The organism is Micromonospora sp. DT15, assembly GCF_049841475.1.
GTDB lineage: Bacteria > Actinomycetota > Actinomycetes > Mycobacteriales > Micromonosporaceae > Micromonospora.
Genome location: NZ_JBNCKJ010000001.1, coordinates 395,024 through 410,228 on the forward strand (window position 1 = coordinate 395,024; position 15,205 = coordinate 410,228).

The following is a 15,205-nucleotide window of genomic DNA, read 5'->3' on the forward strand; positions in this document are numbered from 1 at the left end:
GACACTGGCCGAATGCGCCGCGTTGTTTCCTCGGTCACGGTTGCCCTCGGCCTGCTCGGGGCAACCGTGGCGCTCGCCGGATCCGCCGCGGCGGCTCCCGCCCCTGGGGCGTCCGGGCCGCCCGCCGCGAACCCTGGCCAGAAGCGATGCACGATCACCGACGAGCGCCTACGGGAGCTGTCCGGGCTGGTCGCCACCAAGAGTGGCTACATCGTCATCAACGACGGCACCGACGTCGCCGAGCGCAAGCGGGTCTTCTTCCTCGACAGCAAGTGCAAGATCTCGAAGGAGCCGGTCCGCTACTCGGGGCAGGGTCCGTTCGACACCGAGGATCTCGCCCTGTCCAAGGACGGCCGCACCCTCTGGATCGCCGACACCGGTGACAACCCCGACTCGAAGGAGCGCCGCAGCCGCGTCGCGCTCTGGTCGATGCCGGTCACCGGCGCCAAGCAGCCGACGCTGCACCGGCTCTCCTACCCGGAGGCCAAACCGCACGACGCTGAGGCGCTGCTCATCGGCGACGACGGAAAACCGCTGATCATCACCAAGGTGACCAGCGGCAAGGCCGAGATCTACACGCCGTCGGCGGCCCTCAAGAGCGGCGACACCGAGCCGGTGCCGATGCGTAAGGCCGGCGAGCTCACGCTGCCGAAGACCCAGACGGAGAACACCCTCAACACGTTCGGCCGGATCGCCATCACCGGCGCGTCCCGGGCACCGGACGGCTCCCGGGTGGTTCTGCGCACGTACGCGGACGCCTTCGAGTTCGACGTGACCGGTGGCGACATCGTGGGTGCGCTCACCACCGGCAAGCCGCGGGTCACGCCGCTGGCCGACCCGTTCGGCGAGGCCATCAGCTACACCCCGGACGGAAAGTCGTTCCTCACCGTCTCCGACGCGGGCCGGTTCAGCGAGGACGAGCCGATCGACATCCTCGGCTACACCCCGTCCACGTCGACGGCCGCGCCATTGGCCGCCGAGGACGGTGCCAAACCGGCCGCCTCGAAGTCCTGGACCGACGGGCTGAGCCTCGACGACATCACGTACCTGGTGGGGGCCGTCGGGCTGATCGGCCTGCTGTTGGTCGCCGCCGGAATCTTCGGCATCGTTCGCGCCCGCCGTCGGCCGCCGACAGCTGACGCGTCCGACCCGTCGGAGCCGGACGATGAGCCGTTCGGCCCGCGTGCCGGCCGTGCCGTTGACGGGTTCCCTGCCGACGATGACCGCAGGGGTGGTGTGTACGGGGGCGGCGCACCGGCCGGCGGCGCTGTCTACGGCGGTGGTGCGGGTCGCGGTGGCCCGGCCCCGGCGGGTGGCGCGGGTCGCGGTGGCCCGGCCCCGGCGGGTGGCGCGGGTCGCGGTGGCCCGGCCCCGGCGGGCGGTGGGGTGTACGGCGGTGGCGGCCGGCCGGCCTCGGCTGACGGCGGCTACGGTGCGCCGCGACCGGACGGCGGCGGTGCCGGCGTTTACGGCGGCGGTGGTCGTCCCCCCGCTGGTGGCGGTGGTCGTCCCCCCGCTGGTGGCGGTGGTCGTCCCCCGGCCGGCGGTGGTGGTCGTCCCCCGGCCGGTGGCGGTGGTCGTCCCCAGGGTGGCGGCGGTGGCCGTCCGCAGGGCGGCGGTGGTCGTCCTGGCGGTGGCGTGTACGGCGGCGGTGACGGCGGTCAGCCCGGTCGCGCGGAGCCGCCCCGGCGCGGTGGGCAGGAGCCCGACCACCGGGGCCAGCGGCCCGGCCGGCGACGTGACGAGGACGCGCCCGTCGACCCGTACGGGCAGTATCCCGGGGGCGGTCGCGGCCCACGGGGCGACCGTTACTGATCGGACGCTGTAGCGCTCAACCGGTCTGACGAGCGGTGCGGGTGAGCGCTGGTGGCACTCACCCGCCGATCGGTCAGATCCGGCGTAGCACCGCCACGACCCGGCCCATGATGGTGGCGTCGTCGCCGGGGATCGGGTCGAAGGCCGGGTTCTGCGGCATCAGCCAGACGTGCCCGTCGCGCCGCCGGTAGGTCTTCACCGTCGCCTCGCCGTCGAGCATGGCGGCCACGATCTCGCCGGAGTCGGCGGTCGGCTGCTGCCGGACGACCACCCAGTCGCCGTCGCAGATCGCCGCGTCGAGCATCGAGTCGCCCTTGACCTGGAGCATGAAGACCTCGCCCTCACCCACCAGCTCGCGGGGGAGCGGGAAGATGTCCTCCACGGCCTGCTCGGCGAGGATCGGCCCACCGGCGGCGATCCGACCGAGCATCGGCACGTACGCCGGGGTGGGCCGCTGTGCCCTCGACAACTCGTCGTCGATCGCCTCGCTGGGGGCGCGTACGTCCACCGCGCGCGGCCGGTTCGGGTCGCGGCGCAGGAAGCCCTTCTTCTCCAGCTCCTTGAGCTGGTAGGCGACGCTGGACGGCGACACCAGGCCGACCGCCTCGCCGATCTCGCGGACGCTCGGCGGGTAGCCGTGGCGTTCCACCCAGGTGCGGATGAACTCCAGGATGCGCCGTTGGCGGGCGGTCAGGTCGACCGTCGCCGGGTCGGGGAAGGCGCTGACCACCGGGGTGACCGGACGCACGGCGGGCTGACCCGTCCGGCTGCGCGCGGCGCTGCGGCGTCGGGTGGCCGGCGGGCCCGCCTCGGTGATCTGCTGCGGGCTCTTCGGCCGGCTGGCCCGGTCCTCGGTCACGTCCGTCCTCCCTGGTCGGCGCTGGGTGCCTCGTCGGCTCGTGGTGCGTGCGGTGGTGCCACGTTGTTCATGACCGTATAGGTGAGATCAGTCATTTTCAAACATCTGTACGACCTCTCACCGGCGTGTCGGGGTGAAAAAGCGCTCCGCTCGTACGGATGTTCTGATAAATGGTACGTCAGGTAGCACTGGTGTTCGATCCTGCATCATTTTCCGGCTGGGTCCGGCCCGCTGGCCGGTAACCCGGGCGGCATCGTGACGTTGGGTCTTCGGGCGTTGTGCGGTGCGTTGATGACCGGATGGTCCGTGACGCGCCGGACACGCCGACCAACTTGACCCGGCTTCCGCAGCGACATACCGTCGACCCCTAGATGTAGTAGTGACACGGGCGTAAGTTGCCTACAGGTTGGGTCTGACTACCGACCGCACTCCCGTAAGGTTCACCACGGCGGGCGCTGTGAGCGCATCACATCGCCGTGGTGAGTCGTGCCCGGGTGTGCCCGGTACGGCGCGGTTGATCACGATTAGGAGGTAGGCGATGCGGTGTCCGTACTGCCGGCACGCTGACTCCCGGGTGGTCGACTCGCGGGAGGCCGACGACGGCCAGCTCATCCGACGGCGGCGATCCTGCCCGGAGTGCGGCAAGCGGTTCACCACCGTCGAGGAGGCGGTCCTCGCTGTCGTCAAGCGCAGCGGGGTGACCGAGCCGTTCAGTCGCACGAAGATCATCGGCGGGGTGCGTAAGGCGTGCCAGGGCCGGCCCGTGGACGACGACTCCCTCGCGCTGCTCGCGCAGCGGGTGGAGGAGTCGGTCCGGGCCAAGGGGGCCGCCGAGATCCCCAGCCACGACGTGGGCCTGGCGATCCTGGGTCCGCTACGCGACCTGGACGAGATCGCCTACCTGCGGTTCGCCAGCGTCTACCGCTCGTTCGACTCGCTCGCCGACTTCGAGCGCGAGATCGAGACGTTGCGGGCCGCGGCGCGAGCCCGGGAGCAGGGCCGGGCCGATGCGGTGGAAACCGCCGGCCGTACCAGCTGAGTCTTCACGGTTTTTCAAAGAGATTGGGACGCGCGGTGGGGCACCGCGCAGACGAGGGGGGCGACGGCGTGACAACTAGCCGTTCACGAAACAAGGCAGGCGCGGGGCTGAAGATCGAGCGGGTGTGGACGACGGAGGGGGTCCACCCGTACGACGAGCTCTCCTGGGAGCGCCGTGACGTCGTGATGACGAACTGGCGGGACGGCTCGATCAACTTCGAGCAGCGTGGGGTGGAGTTCCCGGAGTCGTGGAGCGTCAACGCCGCGAACATCGTCACCACCAAGTACTTCCGGGGAGCGGTGGGGACCCCGGAGCGCGAGTGGTCGCTCCGGCAGCTGATCGACCGGGTGGTCACCACCTACCGCACCGCTGGTGAGGAGTACGGCTACTTCGCGAGCCCGGCCGACGCCGAGGTCTTCGCGCACGAGCTGACCTGGATGCTGCTGAACCAGGTGTTCAGCTTCAACTCGCCGGTCTGGTTCAACGTCGGCACGCCGTCGCCGCAGCAGGTCAGCGCCTGCTTCATCCTGGCCGTCGACGACTCGATGGACTCGATCCTCGACTGGTACAAGGAGGAGGGGCTGATCTTCAAGGGCGGCTCCGGCTCCGGGGTCAACCTGTCGCGCATCCGTTCGTCCCGTGAGCTGCTCTCCTCCGGCGGCAACGCCTCCGGCCCGGTCAGCTTCATGCGCGGCGCGGACGCCTCCGCCGGCACCATCAAGTCCGGCGGCGCGACCCGCCGGGCGGCCAAGATGGTCATCATCGACGTGGACCACCCGGACATCCAGGAGTTCGTGGTCACGAAGGCGCGCGAGGAGGACAAGATCCGCGCCCTGCGTGACGCCGGGTTCGACATGGACCTCGGTGGCTCCGACATCGTCAGCGTGCAGTACCAGAACGCCAACAACTCGGTCCGGGTCTCCGACGAGTTCATGTCGGCGGTCGAGAACGGCAAGGGCTTCGACCTGCGCGGCCGGCTGGACGGCTCGGTGATCGAGACCGTCGACGCCAAGAACCTGTTCCGCTCCATCTCCCAGGCAGCCTGGGAGTGCGCCGACCCCGGTCTGCAGTACGACGACACGATCAACGACTGGCACACCTGCCCGGAGACCGGGCGGATCACCGCGTCGAACCCGTGCTCGGAGTACCTGCACCTGGACAACTCCTCGTGCAACCTGGCGTCGCTCAACCTGATGAAGTTCCTCCGCGCCGACGGTGGCTTCGAGGTGGAGAAGTTCGTCAAGTCCGTCGAGTTCGTCATCACCGCGATGGACATCTCGATCTGCTTCGCGGACTTCCCGACCGAGAAGATCGGCGAGACGTCCCGCGCCTACCGGCAGCTCGGCATCGGCTACGCCAACCTGGGTGCCCTGCTGATGGCCACCGGCCTGCCGTACGACTCGGAGCAGGGTCGCTCGGTCGCCGCGTCGATCACGTCGCTGATGACCGGCACCGCCTACCGCCGTTCCGCCGAGCTGGCCGGCGTCGTCGGCCCGTACGACGGCTACGCGCGCAACGCGGAGCCGCACAAGCGGGTCATGCGCAAGCACGCCGCGGCCAACGACGAGATCAAGCCGACCAGCCCGGTGGCCACCGCGATCGTCCGAGAGGCGACCAAGCAGTGGACCCAGGGCAACAAGATCGGCGATAAGAACGGTTGGCGTAACGCGCAGGCCAGCGTGCTCGCCCCGACCGGCACCATCGGCTTCATGATGGACTGCGACACGACCGGCGTGGAGCCGGACCTGGCGCTCGTCAAGTTCAAGAAGCTGGTCGGCGGCGGCTCGATGCAGATCGTCAACCAGACGGTGCCGCGCGCCCTGCGCAGCCTCGGCTACCCCGAGGAGCAGGTCGAGGCGATCGTCGAGCACATCGCCGACCACGGCCACGTGGTGGACGCCCCCGGCCTCAAGCCGGAGCACTACCCGGTCTTCGACTGCGCCATGGGGGAGCGGACGATCGCCCCGATGGGTCACGTGCGGATGATGGCGGCCATCCAGCCGTTCGTCTCCGGCGCGATCTCCAAGACGGTCAACATGCCGGAGGCGGCCACCGTCGAGGACGTCGAGAAGATCTACTTCGAGGGCTGGAAGCTCGGCCTCAAGGCGCTGGCGATCTACCGGGACAACTGCAAGGTCGGCCAGCCGCTGTCGGTGGCCAAGTCCAACAAGACCACCGAGCCGGCCGCCGTCGAGACCGCAACGGCCGCGCCGGCCGCGGTCGAGAAGGTCATCGAGTACCGGCCGGTGCGTAAGCGCCTGCCGAAGAAGCGCCCGTCCGAGACGGTCAGCTTCTCCGTCGGTGGCGCCGAGGGCTACCTGACCGCGTCGTCCTACCCGGACGACGGCCTCGGTGAGGTCTTCCTGAAGATGTCCAAGCAGGGCTCGACCCTGGCCGGGGTGATGGACGCCTTCTCGGTGGCCATCAGCATCGGCCTCCAGTACGGCGTGCCGCTGGAGACGTTCGTCAGCAAGTTCACCAACATGCGCTTCGAGCCGGCCGGCATGACCGACGACCCGGACGTGCGGATGGCAGCCTCGGTGATGGACTACATCTTCCGTCGCCTGGCACTGGACTTCCTGCCCTACGAGCGTCGCGCCGAGCTGGGCATCTTCACGGCGTCGGAGCGGGCCGCGCAGCTGCGGGCCGAGGCCGACGCGGAGGCCGCCGCCGTCACCGGTGCCGACCTCACCGCGATGGCGTCGTCCGCGCCGGTGGAGACCCCGGCCAAGCCGGAGGCTGTCGCCCAGCCGGCCCAGGAGATGGCCGACGTGGCCGCCGCCAAGCCGGCTCCGAGCGTGGGTTCCAGCACCGAACTGCTGGAGGCCGTGATCGGCAAGGCCGCCGACGCGCCGCTCTGCTTCACCTGCGGTACGAAGATGCGCCCCGCCGGTAGCTGCTACGTCTGCGAGGGCTGCGGCTCCACCAGCGGCTGCAGCTGACGCCGCATTTGCATTTGATGCGACGTCGAATTGCTCGATGGTGACGTGGGCTTGGGCTGGCGTTCTGCGATGTTTGGTCGTGGGACGCCGGCCGGGCCTGAAAGACAGCGACCGCCCGAGCCGGTAGGGGATCGGGCGGTCGCTGCGGCAGGGACGTGGTGTCCGCTGCGCCTAGGAACCAGCATGACACCACATCTCGGGCTGCAGAACAACTGCGGAGGAGGTGGAGGATATGGCTCGAAACACCCGGCAGACGGGTGCCAAGGCGGCTTCGGCTGCTGCCAAGGTGCTCGCAAACCCGAAGTCGTCGAAGGCGGATAAGACGGCTGCGGCCAGCGCCCTGTCGCAGACGCCCTCGAAGTCCAGCAAGCGCAAGTAGCTTGAGGTCTGCCCAGGCCCTACCGCCTGGGCAGTACAGCCCAGCCGTAACAAGCATCACCTGGAGAGGGAGCATGAAGTTCCAGCACTTCGACCTCGGTCAGCTCAAGCGCGGCGCCACCGTCGTCGTCCAGCTCCGCGGGAACGCTGCGAACGTGCGCTTGATGGACTCGAGCAACTTCTCCAGCTACAAGAACGGTCGTGCGCATCGCTACGCCGGAGGCCTCGTGACCAAGTCGCCCGTCCGGCTTTCTATCCCACGCAACGGCCGCTGGCACGTGACGATCGACATGGCGGGCCTGAGCGGATCAGTGCGGGCCACCGTGTCCGTCGAGCCGCCGCCGCTTCCGAGACTGCGCGGCAACAGCACGACCGCCCCCCTGAGTCAGATCCGCCACGAAGCACCACCCTCCCTCGAGACCGACGACGCCCGGGTCTGGGATGTCTTCATCTCGCACGCCAGCGAGGACAAACCAGCCGTCGTCACCCCACTCGCCGAGCACCTGCGAGAGCTGGGCGTGACCGTCTGGCTCGACGCGTTCGAACTGCGCATCGGCGACAGCCTCCGCCGCAAGATCGATGCCGGCTTGGCCCGCAGCCGATTCGGCGTCGTGGTGCTGTCTCGGTCCTTCTTCCGAAAAGGCTGGCCCCAGTACGAACTGGACGGTCTCATCACTATGCAGGTCTCCGGCAAACAGAGCCTGCTTCCCATCTGGCACGAGATCACCAAGGACGAAGTGATGAGCCAGAGCCCATCCCTCGCAGACAAGATCGCCCGCAGCACTGCTCAGTACACCATTGAGGAGATCGCCACCGAGATCGCCGACGTCGTCCGGCCTGACCTCGACGCGGGTGCGGCCTGAGATTACCGCACGTCACGAATAGGTGTTCTCCGCCAGTACGTACGTGTACCACCGCAGCACCCGCGAGCGCGGCAGGGGCGACCTGCCGCGCTCGCGGCGTTCCCGCTCGTGGCAGGGCCGATGGACCTACCCGCCCACCGCATGATCGACTCGACTTCCGTAAAACCAGCGCATGAATCTCCCAGGGGTACCCCAGCTTCATGCAACCCCAAGTCGATCGTGCAGAGAAAATCCGGGATGATCTCCGCTGGTACCGACGGGTCTCTGATGCGTCGCCTTCGATGTCCAGGTACTGACAGAACCAGTCCGGCGCGGCGTTCCGGACGGTGTTGCCGGATCGGCACCACCCCAAGTGCACGGCATGCCGCTGCCCCTGGGCATTGCGACCGGGGAGCTACCGGATGCTACGTACGAACCCTGTCCATGCGCCTCTCGTGAAGCGAAGGGTCGACCCGCTGGGGTCCTTGCTGTCGCGCACCGCGATGCTCGTATCCAGTTCGGCGACCTCGACGCAGGCACCGCCGTTGTTGTCGCTGTAGCTCGACTTGCGCCAGACCAGGCGATCCGAAGTCTCCATGATCACTCTCTCAGGTCTGTTGCCGCTCCACGTCGTCCGCCATCCTCAGGATGAGCTTGCGCGACTCTACCGGCCCGAGAGCGGCTGCCCGGAGTCGGTCCCACAGCCGAGTGTAGGCCCGTACGGCGTCCGGCCGGTCAAGGTAATCCGCGTCGGTGAAGGTCTCGACGTAGATCACGTCCGATGCAGCGTCGTCCCCGAAGCGCAGGATGATGAAGCTGAACGATGCTGTCTCATAGGTCTGCGCGTTGAACGGGAACACTTGAAGGGTGACGTTGGGCCGCTCGCTGACCTCTGCCAGGTGCAGGAGCTGATTGCGCATCGTCGTCGCGTCACCGATCCTTCGGCGCAGCGCCGACTCGCTGAGGATGAAGCTCAGGTCGGGCCCGTCGTTCTGCCGCAGAATCGACTGCCGTTCCAAGCGCACGGCAACCTGCCGGTCGACCTCATCGGTGGGCGGGCGTGGGTGGGCGATCGCGTTCATGGCGCGGATGTAGGGCTCGACCTGAAGGACTCCGGGGATGACCTCTGGCTGGTACCAGCGGATCTCCGACGCGTCACCTTCGAGGTCTAGGTACTGGCGGAACCATTCCGAAGCGGCGTTTCGATGTGTGCTGCCGAGTCAGCGGTCGTCGTCGCCCTCGGTCGGACGTGGTGGGCGGTTGTGTTTAGCCCACTCGTCTACCTCGTCCGCGTCCCAGATGGTTGTCCCGATGAGGCGAGCCATCGGCTCAGGAAAGCCGGGGCGGCGGGTGATCTGCAGTACCCGCTGCCGCGACACGTTGAACAGGGCGGCCAACTCGCCAGGCCCGTACAAGCGCGGTCGCTTCACGACCTGAAAGTAGGCGCGACTTTAGCTTGACTATCGTCACTTGCAGATTGACAAGACAGCACCGTGTGGTGTGTGGTGGAGTGGTCACGCCAGGCGACGGCGGGATAACTCGCCGGGAGGTTGGGTGCCAAAGCACGTGCCGTACGACGACTACCTGCTGGCGGTGGCGCTGACCTTGGCTCGGCGGCATCGGCCGGTCTGGTCGTGGCGGCGGTGGCGGCGGATCTGCCGGTGTGGAGCTGATCTGCCGTGTCGGGCCAGGCACCGCATCCCGATCCGTCGGGGCCACTGGCCAGGGGAGGAGCAGGAGTGACCGAGGATGAGGTCGGACGAGTCTTGTTCATGCACCTTCCCGGCGTTGAGGGGCTCTGCGCCGGCTGTCGCTGGTGGTGGGCATGGCTGTCCCCGTACCCCTGCTATCAAGCGGAGTGGGCCACTCGCTGGCACGCCCGGCTCGCGACCCGGCGCTTCCTGGATGGCCTGCGGTGACCACCCACGGCCCGGTCCTTCCGGTGTGGACCTGCGGCGGCTGCGCCGCGCCCTGGCCCTGCCGGACTCGGCGAACGGAGCTGCATGCCGAGTTCGAGGGTGCACCCGTGTCATTGGCCCTCTACATGGGCTCTTACCTGGTCTGGGCGGCCGAGGACCTGACCTGGGTGCCCGCCGGGCTGCTGCACCGGCGTTTCCTGGGCTGGGTCCGGTGAGTCTGATCCGGCGGGGCGATGAGCGGTTCCACTACAGCGACAACTCGCACAAGTGGATCCCGCCGAACCCGGACTACGACCAGGAGGTCTGGGACGAGATGGTCCGCCAGCACCAGCTCCAGCACCTGGAGGAGATCTCCAACCGCAGGAGGCCGCCTCGATCAAGTGATGAAAAGTAGGTCTGAAGATGGCCCTGGGACCTACTTTTCATCACTTGATCTTGGAGTCGGGCGGACCGGGCTACTGGTTTGCTCGTTCGGCGGCGCGGACGGCGTTGCGGAACAGCATCGCGACGGTGGTCGGGCCGACCCCGCCGACCCGGGGGGTGATCGCGCCGGCTACCTCGGCGCACGCTTCGTCCACGTCCGGTAGGAGGCGCCGCCCGTCGTAGCGGACGCCGGCGCCGATGACGACCGCGCCGGGCTTGACGTGCTCAGGCTTCACGATCCCGGGTACGCCGGCGGCGGCCACGAGGATGTCGGCGCGGCGGGTGTAGCGGTCCCAGTCGGGCACGCCGGTGTGGACGACGGTGACGGCGGCGTTGGCGGTCGGGCGCTTCTGGGCGAGCAGCATGGCCAGGGGGCGGCCCAGGGTGGCGCCGCGGCCGAGGATGACGACCTCACGGCCGGCGACGGGGATCTCGTAGTACGCCAGGAGGGCCTCGATGCCCGCGGGGGTGCACGGCAGCGGGCCGGGCAGGCCGACGGCGAGACGCCCCATGTTCAGTGGGTGCATGCCGTCGACGTCCTTGTCCGGGTCGATGGTCTGCAACGCCGCGTCGTAGTCCAGATGCCCCGGCACGGGGTACTGCACGAGCAGCCCGTGTACGTCCGGGTCGGTGTTGAACCGGGCAATGGCCTGGTGCAGCTCGGCCTGGGTGGCGGTGGCCGGCAGATGCACGTGCGGGGAGGCGAACCCGAGCGCGGCGGCCTGACGCTGCTTGATGGCGATGTAACCGGCGCTGGCGTCGTCGTCGCCGACGAGGATGGTGGCGAGGCTCGGTGTGATCCCGCGGCTGCGCAGCCGGGCGGCCGCGGCGGCGGTCTCGGCCAGGACGGCTTCGGCGACTGGTGCACCCGGCAGGAGCCGGGCCGCGCCCGATGAGGTGTGGTGCTCGGCGGATGGGCTGGTCGTAGTCATGGTGGTTCCTCGACGCAGGCGCCCAGGCGGTCGACGCCCGCGAGAGGCTCCCCGATGGTTTTGACCATCCCCGTGCCGCCAGTCGCCGGTGCCTCGATCATGCCCCATCGCCAGGGCAACTGCCCAGTTGGACCAGCAGCGCCGCCGATGGAGCCGCGCGGGCTGTTCGGTAACACTCGTGCTCCGCCTGACGAAGAAGGGGTGTGAAGGCTACGAGGGAGGACGGCCTGTGAATGAGCCGAGCCGAGCCGATGATGACATTTTCGGCATCGGAGCCGATCCGGTGGCTTTCGAGGTCTTCTACCGCCGGCACCTGGAGGCGGTGGGCCGGTTCGTGGCGCGGCGGGTCGACGACCCGCATCTCGCCGCCGACCTCACCGCCGACGTGTTCCTGGCGGTGATCGAGTCGGCGGCCGGCTACCGGCCGGAGCGGGGCAGCCAGATCGGCTGGCTGTACGGGGTGGCCCGCAACGTCATAGGCGACGAGCGGCGTCGGGCTGCCCAACGGCTGCGGGTGACCGGCCGACTGGCCGGACGACGGGACCTCGGCCCCGATGACATCGCCCGCATCGAGGAGCGGATCGACGCCGAGTCGGCGGCCCGCCGCACCCACAGGGCGCTGAGCGAGCTGCCCGAGGGCACCCGGACGCTTGTCGAACTCGTCGCCGTGGACGGCCTCAGCGTCGCGGAGGCGGCGACAGTGCTGGGGATGTCACCGGTGGCCGCTCGGGTCCGCCTGCATCGTGCCCGCCGCATCGTCCGCGCCGTGCTCGCCCGCCCGGTCACCACCCTCGCCTGAGAGACGGAGATGACGATGAACGAGACCGAACGGTCGCCGCAGGGGTTCGAGGAGCAGCTTCTCAGGGATCTGACCGCACACGTCGCCCAACGGGCCGAGGAGGCGTCGGCGGTCCGTCCCGCCGGACGCCGTACCCAGTTCCTGCGCGGTTGGCGTCTCGTCGGAGCGCTCGGACTGGTGGTGACGTTGACCGCCGGTGCGCTGGCGGTCCAGACCGTGAGGCTGGGCGATCAGCCGCCGCCGACTGCCAGCGCGTCGGAGATCTTCCACCTGGCGGCCGACGCGGCTCGACAACAGCCGGAACTCACCGCCCGACCCGACCAGTACGTCTTCACCGAATCCCTGGCGACGATCCGGGACCTGCCGGACAGCGGGCCCTACCAGACCATCCGGAACCAGCTGTGGCAGTCGGCTGGCGGAGTGGCGTACACGAAGGGGCGCTACCGACCGGAGGCTGATCCGAACGGATGGGGCGAGCTGAGGGAGCTCCGCATCGACGATGCCGCCGATCCCACGAAGGAGCTTGACGCGTTCCAGCCGCCGGCGTACCACGGCGACCTGCCCACCGACCCGGACGAGCTGCTCCGCTACCTTCGGGAACACCCGGTCGACCTGCATCTCCCCGAAGGGGCCGACGAGGAGGCCCTCTACGCGGACGAGAGCATGGCGTACACCACCGCGCGGTCGATGCTCGACGGCTACGTGCCGCCCCGCGCGCTCGCGGCGCTGTATGAAGTGCTGGCCCGGGAGCCCGGCGCGACAGTCATCTCCGCCGACGTGGTGGACGCCGCAGGCCGGCACGGGGTGGCGATCCGGATGCCCGGTGTGATCGGTGGCAACGTGGACCTGCTCTTCGACCGCGACACCCACGTCTTCCTCGGGCGCCGCCACTCGGTGATACGCAACGGCAAGGAGTCACTGGAGTCGGCTGCCGCGCTCCTGCGGGTCGCCATCGTCGACCGGCCGGGCCAGGTGCCGTGAGCGAGCCGGTCACGGCCGGTCGTCACGGCCGGTCGGTCAGGGCTGGGCGAACAGGGGGCCGTAGTTCGAGCGGAACATCTGCTCGCCGAGGCGGCGCATCACCAGGTCGCGCAGCGCGGGCGGGAGCCCGGTGGCCTTGTCGCGGCGATGGGTCTGGCTGAGCACCCAGTCGGTACGCGGGCGGCGCCGCGCCTCGTACCCGCGCAGGGCCTCGGCAACGGACCCGGCGGTGGCCAACGAGGACGCGAGCACGAAAGCGTCCTCCAGGGCCATCGCCGCGCCCTGGGCCATGTTCGGTGAGGTGGCGTGGGCGGCGTCGCCGATCAGCAGCACCGGCCCCCGGGACCAGGAGTCGAGCACGACCTCCTGGTTCGGCCCGGAGTGCAGGGTGCTGTCGTCGTAGTCGAGGGCCTTGAGCATGGTGGCCACCGGCTCGGTGAACGTCTCGGCCAGCTCGTCGCGCCAGCCGGGCCGGTCGGCCACCGGACCGTCGTTGTAGTAGCAGTACGTCTGCTCGGCGCTGATCGGGATGGTCAGGAACTGCCTGCCGCGCCCCAACTGCACCGACCAGACCGGCTCGTCGTCGACGCGGGGAGCGACCCACCGGTACGCGTACTGGCTGAGGTCGCGGGCCGCCTGCCCGTCGAAGGCGAGCCGGCGGACCGTCGAGTTCACCCCGTCCGCGCCGAGCACCAGGTCGTACCGTTCGGTGGCGCCGTCGTCGAACTCGACGGCGACCTGGTCGCCCTCCGCGAGGAGCGCGACCGGTTGGCGACCCCAGCGGACCGGGGTGTCGCCGACGCCGGCGAGCAGCGCCCGGTGCAGTTGTGCCCGGGGCAGCGACACGCACGGCCCGACGCCCCGCCACAGCGCGGCCACGTCGATGTCGAAGAGGCGATGCCCGCGCTGGTTGGCGCTGCGCTGCCGGGTGATCTCCACGGAGACGTCGGCGACCGGCTCCCGCAGACTGAGTACGTCGAGCATCCTGGTGGCGTTGCCGGTCAGGTAGATCCCGGTGCCGGAGTCGGTCGGCCCGGATGCCCGCTCGACCACGTCGACAGTGGCACCCCACTCGCGCAGCGCGGCAACCGCCGCAAGCCCGGCGACACCTCCGCCGACGATCAGTACCCGGACGCCGTCACCCCGCACGACACATTCCTCCCCGTTGCCCCTGCGCGACCCCGCTGAGCTGCTGCTCAATGGTCCAGCCGCGGCAGCACTCTACGAGGCGGGTGAGCCGGCGCACGGGAACGGGGGCTGAAATACCGAGGAATGGGCTGCGACGATGAGGCCATGACGACCGCTGAGACGTACGCCGAGTTCGGCAGCCGCGAGGCGCGCGGTGTGTCGCCCACGTACGAGCGCCTGTCGCAGGCGGTCGCCCGCGACGATGACCTGCTCACCCTGCTCGACGGGCTGCCGCCGGCCAAGCGGCAGCCGAATCTGCTGTTCGGCGTCGTCCGTTGGCTCGGTGGCCCGGTCGACGACCCGGCCGCGTTCCACGACTACGTGGTGACGCACTGGCCGGCCATCGAGACGCAGATGCTCACCCGGGCGACCCAGACGAACGAGGCGGGCCGATGCGCGGTCCTGCTGCCAGTGCTCGCCGCGCTACCGCAGCCCCTCGCCCTGCTGGAGGTCGGTGCGTCGGCCGGGCTCTGCCTCTACCCCGACCGGTACGCGTACCGCTACGGCGACCATCAGGTCGGCTCCGGTGAGCCGCTTCTCGACTGCGCGGCCAGCGGGTTGGTGCCGCCGGCAGGCGTACCCCGGGTGGTGTGGCGGGCCGGGCTCGACCTCAACCCGCTCGACGTGACCGACAGCGACGACGTGTCCTGGTTGGACGCGCTGATCTGGCCGGAACAGGCCCATCGGCGGGCCCGGCTGCGCGCCGCGGCGGCGGTGGCCGCGGCCGACCCGCCGTTGTTGGTCCGCGGTGACCTGGTGGACGACCTGCCGGCGCTGGCCGCGCGGGCGCCGACCGATGCGACGCTGGTGGTCTTCCACACCTCCGTGCTCTATCAGGTGCCGTCCCCGCGCCGGGACGCGTTCGTCCGGTTGGTCGGCGAGCTGCCGGGGCACTGGGTGGCGAACGAGGCGCCGACGGTGCTCCGGTACGACGGGCTGCCCGCCCCGCCGAGCGACGCGCTGCACAACGTCCTCGCGCTCGACGGAAAGCCGCTGGCCTGGACCAGAGGCCACGGTCAGTCGCTCACCTGGTTCGGCTGACGTCACCGGGCCGACCGGCGGCCAGGCCGTTGGTTCGACCCGGTCAG

At 69.7% G+C, this 15,205-nt stretch carries 14 protein-coding genes, 1 pseudogene and 1 riboswitch; of the genes and pseudogenes, 9 read left to right on the forward strand and 6 right to left on the reverse strand.

The features are described 5' to 3' along the window. Positions 1-12: 12 nt before the first annotated feature. Positions 13-1,815, forward strand: coding sequence for a hypothetical protein (locus ACLQ3F_RS01790; RefSeq protein WP_425845384.1), 1,803 nt, complete (start codon positions 13-15; stop codon positions 1,813-1,815). Between the two features lie 73 nt (positions 1,816-1,888). Here the strand turns inward: ACLQ3F_RS01790 and lexA are convergent, their stop codons facing one another. Further along, positions 1,889-2,674, reverse strand: a complete 786-nt coding sequence (gene lexA, locus ACLQ3F_RS01795; protein WP_091400540.1) for a transcriptional repressor LexA — start codon at positions 2,672-2,674, stop codon at positions 1,889-1,891. A gap of 538 nt (positions 2,675-3,212) precedes the next feature. On the opposite strand from lexA, the gene nrdR reads away from it, so the two are divergent. The 3 genes from nrdR to ACLQ3F_RS01810 all read left to right on the forward strand — a co-directional run bounded on the left by nrdR (position 3,213) and on the right by ACLQ3F_RS01810 (position 7,896). Continuing rightward, positions 3,213-3,713, forward strand: coding sequence for a transcriptional regulator NrdR (gene nrdR, locus ACLQ3F_RS01800; RefSeq protein ID WP_124854399.1), 501 nt, complete (start codon positions 3,213-3,215; stop codon positions 3,711-3,713). A 35-nt stretch (positions 3,714-3,748) separates the two neighbouring features. Further along, a complete protein-coding gene (locus tag ACLQ3F_RS01805) occupies positions 3,749-6,655 on the forward strand; it encodes a vitamin B12-dependent ribonucleotide reductase (protein WP_425845387.1) in 2,907 nt (968 codons plus the stop codon). 452 nt (positions 6,656-7,107) lie between these two features. Continuing rightward, positions 7,108-7,896, forward strand: a complete 789-nt coding sequence (locus ACLQ3F_RS01810) for a DUF1883 domain-containing protein (protein WP_425845389.1) — start codon at positions 7,108-7,110, stop codon at positions 7,894-7,896. Between the two features lie 394 nt (positions 7,897-8,290). Here ACLQ3F_RS01810 and ACLQ3F_RS01815 read toward each other — a convergent pair whose 3' ends face one another. The 3 genes and pseudogenes from ACLQ3F_RS01815 to ACLQ3F_RS01825 all read right to left on the reverse strand — a co-directional run bounded on the left by ACLQ3F_RS01815 (position 8,291) and on the right by ACLQ3F_RS01825 (position 9,305). After that, positions 8,291-8,473 carry a DUF397 domain-containing protein gene (locus tag ACLQ3F_RS01815; protein ID WP_425845391.1) on the reverse strand — a complete coding sequence of 61 codons (183 nt, stop codon included), beginning with the start codon at positions 8,471-8,473 and terminating at the stop codon, positions 8,291-8,293. Between the two features lie 10 nt (positions 8,474-8,483). Continuing rightward, positions 8,484-9,047: pseudogene (locus ACLQ3F_RS01820) on the reverse strand (DUF5753 domain-containing protein); the annotation flags it as partial. A 48-nt stretch (positions 9,048-9,095) separates the two neighbouring features. After that, a complete protein-coding gene (locus ACLQ3F_RS01825) occupies positions 9,096-9,305 on the reverse strand; it encodes a DNA-binding protein (RefSeq protein WP_355160481.1) in 210 nt (69 codons plus the stop codon). 124 nt (positions 9,306-9,429) lie between these two features. Between ACLQ3F_RS01825 and ACLQ3F_RS01830 the strand changes: the two genes are divergently transcribed. Together ACLQ3F_RS01830 and ACLQ3F_RS01835 are read left to right on the forward strand one after the other, a co-directional pair. Then, the gene (locus ACLQ3F_RS01830) at positions 9,430-9,618 is read left to right on the forward strand and encodes a hypothetical protein (RefSeq protein ID WP_425845394.1); all 189 of its coding nucleotides are present in this window, start codon (positions 9,430-9,432) and stop codon (positions 9,616-9,618) included. Positions 9,619-10,005: 387 nt separating this feature from the next. After that, complete coding sequence (locus ACLQ3F_RS01835) at positions 10,006-10,188, forward strand: hypothetical protein (RefSeq protein WP_357197090.1); 183 nt, start codon at positions 10,006-10,008, stop codon at positions 10,186-10,188. Positions 10,189-10,249: 61 nt separating this feature from the next. Here the strand turns inward: ACLQ3F_RS01835 and ACLQ3F_RS01840 are convergent, their stop codons facing one another. Beyond that, complete coding sequence (locus ACLQ3F_RS01840; RefSeq protein ID WP_357263448.1) at positions 10,250-11,149, reverse strand: bifunctional 5,10-methylenetetrahydrofolate dehydrogenase/5,10-methenyltetrahydrofolate cyclohydrolase; 900 nt, start codon at positions 11,147-11,149, stop codon at positions 10,250-10,252. Between the two features lie 13 nt (positions 11,150-11,162). Then, positions 11,163-11,245: riboswitch (ZMP/ZTP riboswitch) on the reverse strand. Between the two features lie 187 nt (positions 11,246-11,432). On the opposite strand from ACLQ3F_RS01840, the gene ACLQ3F_RS01845 reads away from it, so the two are divergent. Beyond that, a complete protein-coding gene (locus ACLQ3F_RS01845) occupies positions 11,433-11,948 on the forward strand; it encodes an RNA polymerase sigma factor (protein ID WP_357197095.1) in 516 nt (171 codons plus the stop codon). 15 nt (positions 11,949-11,963) lie between these two features. Further along, positions 11,964-12,929, forward strand: coding sequence for a CU044_5270 family protein (locus ACLQ3F_RS01850; RefSeq protein WP_425845397.1), 966 nt, complete (start codon positions 11,964-11,966; stop codon positions 12,927-12,929). Positions 12,930-12,965: 36 nt separating this feature from the next. Here the strand turns inward: ACLQ3F_RS01850 and ACLQ3F_RS01855 are convergent, their stop codons facing one another. Beyond that, positions 12,966-14,078 carry an FAD-dependent monooxygenase gene (locus ACLQ3F_RS01855; protein WP_425845400.1) on the reverse strand — a complete coding sequence of 371 codons (1,113 nt, stop codon included), beginning with the start codon at positions 14,076-14,078 and terminating at the stop codon, positions 12,966-12,968. Positions 14,079-14,222: 144 nt separating this feature from the next. Between ACLQ3F_RS01855 and ACLQ3F_RS01860 the strand changes: the two genes are divergently transcribed. Further along, positions 14,223-15,158 carry a DUF2332 domain-containing protein gene (locus ACLQ3F_RS01860; protein ID WP_357263460.1) on the forward strand — a complete coding sequence of 312 codons (936 nt, stop codon included), beginning with the start codon at positions 14,223-14,225 and terminating at the stop codon, positions 15,156-15,158. Positions 15,159-15,205 lie beyond the last annotated feature (47 nt).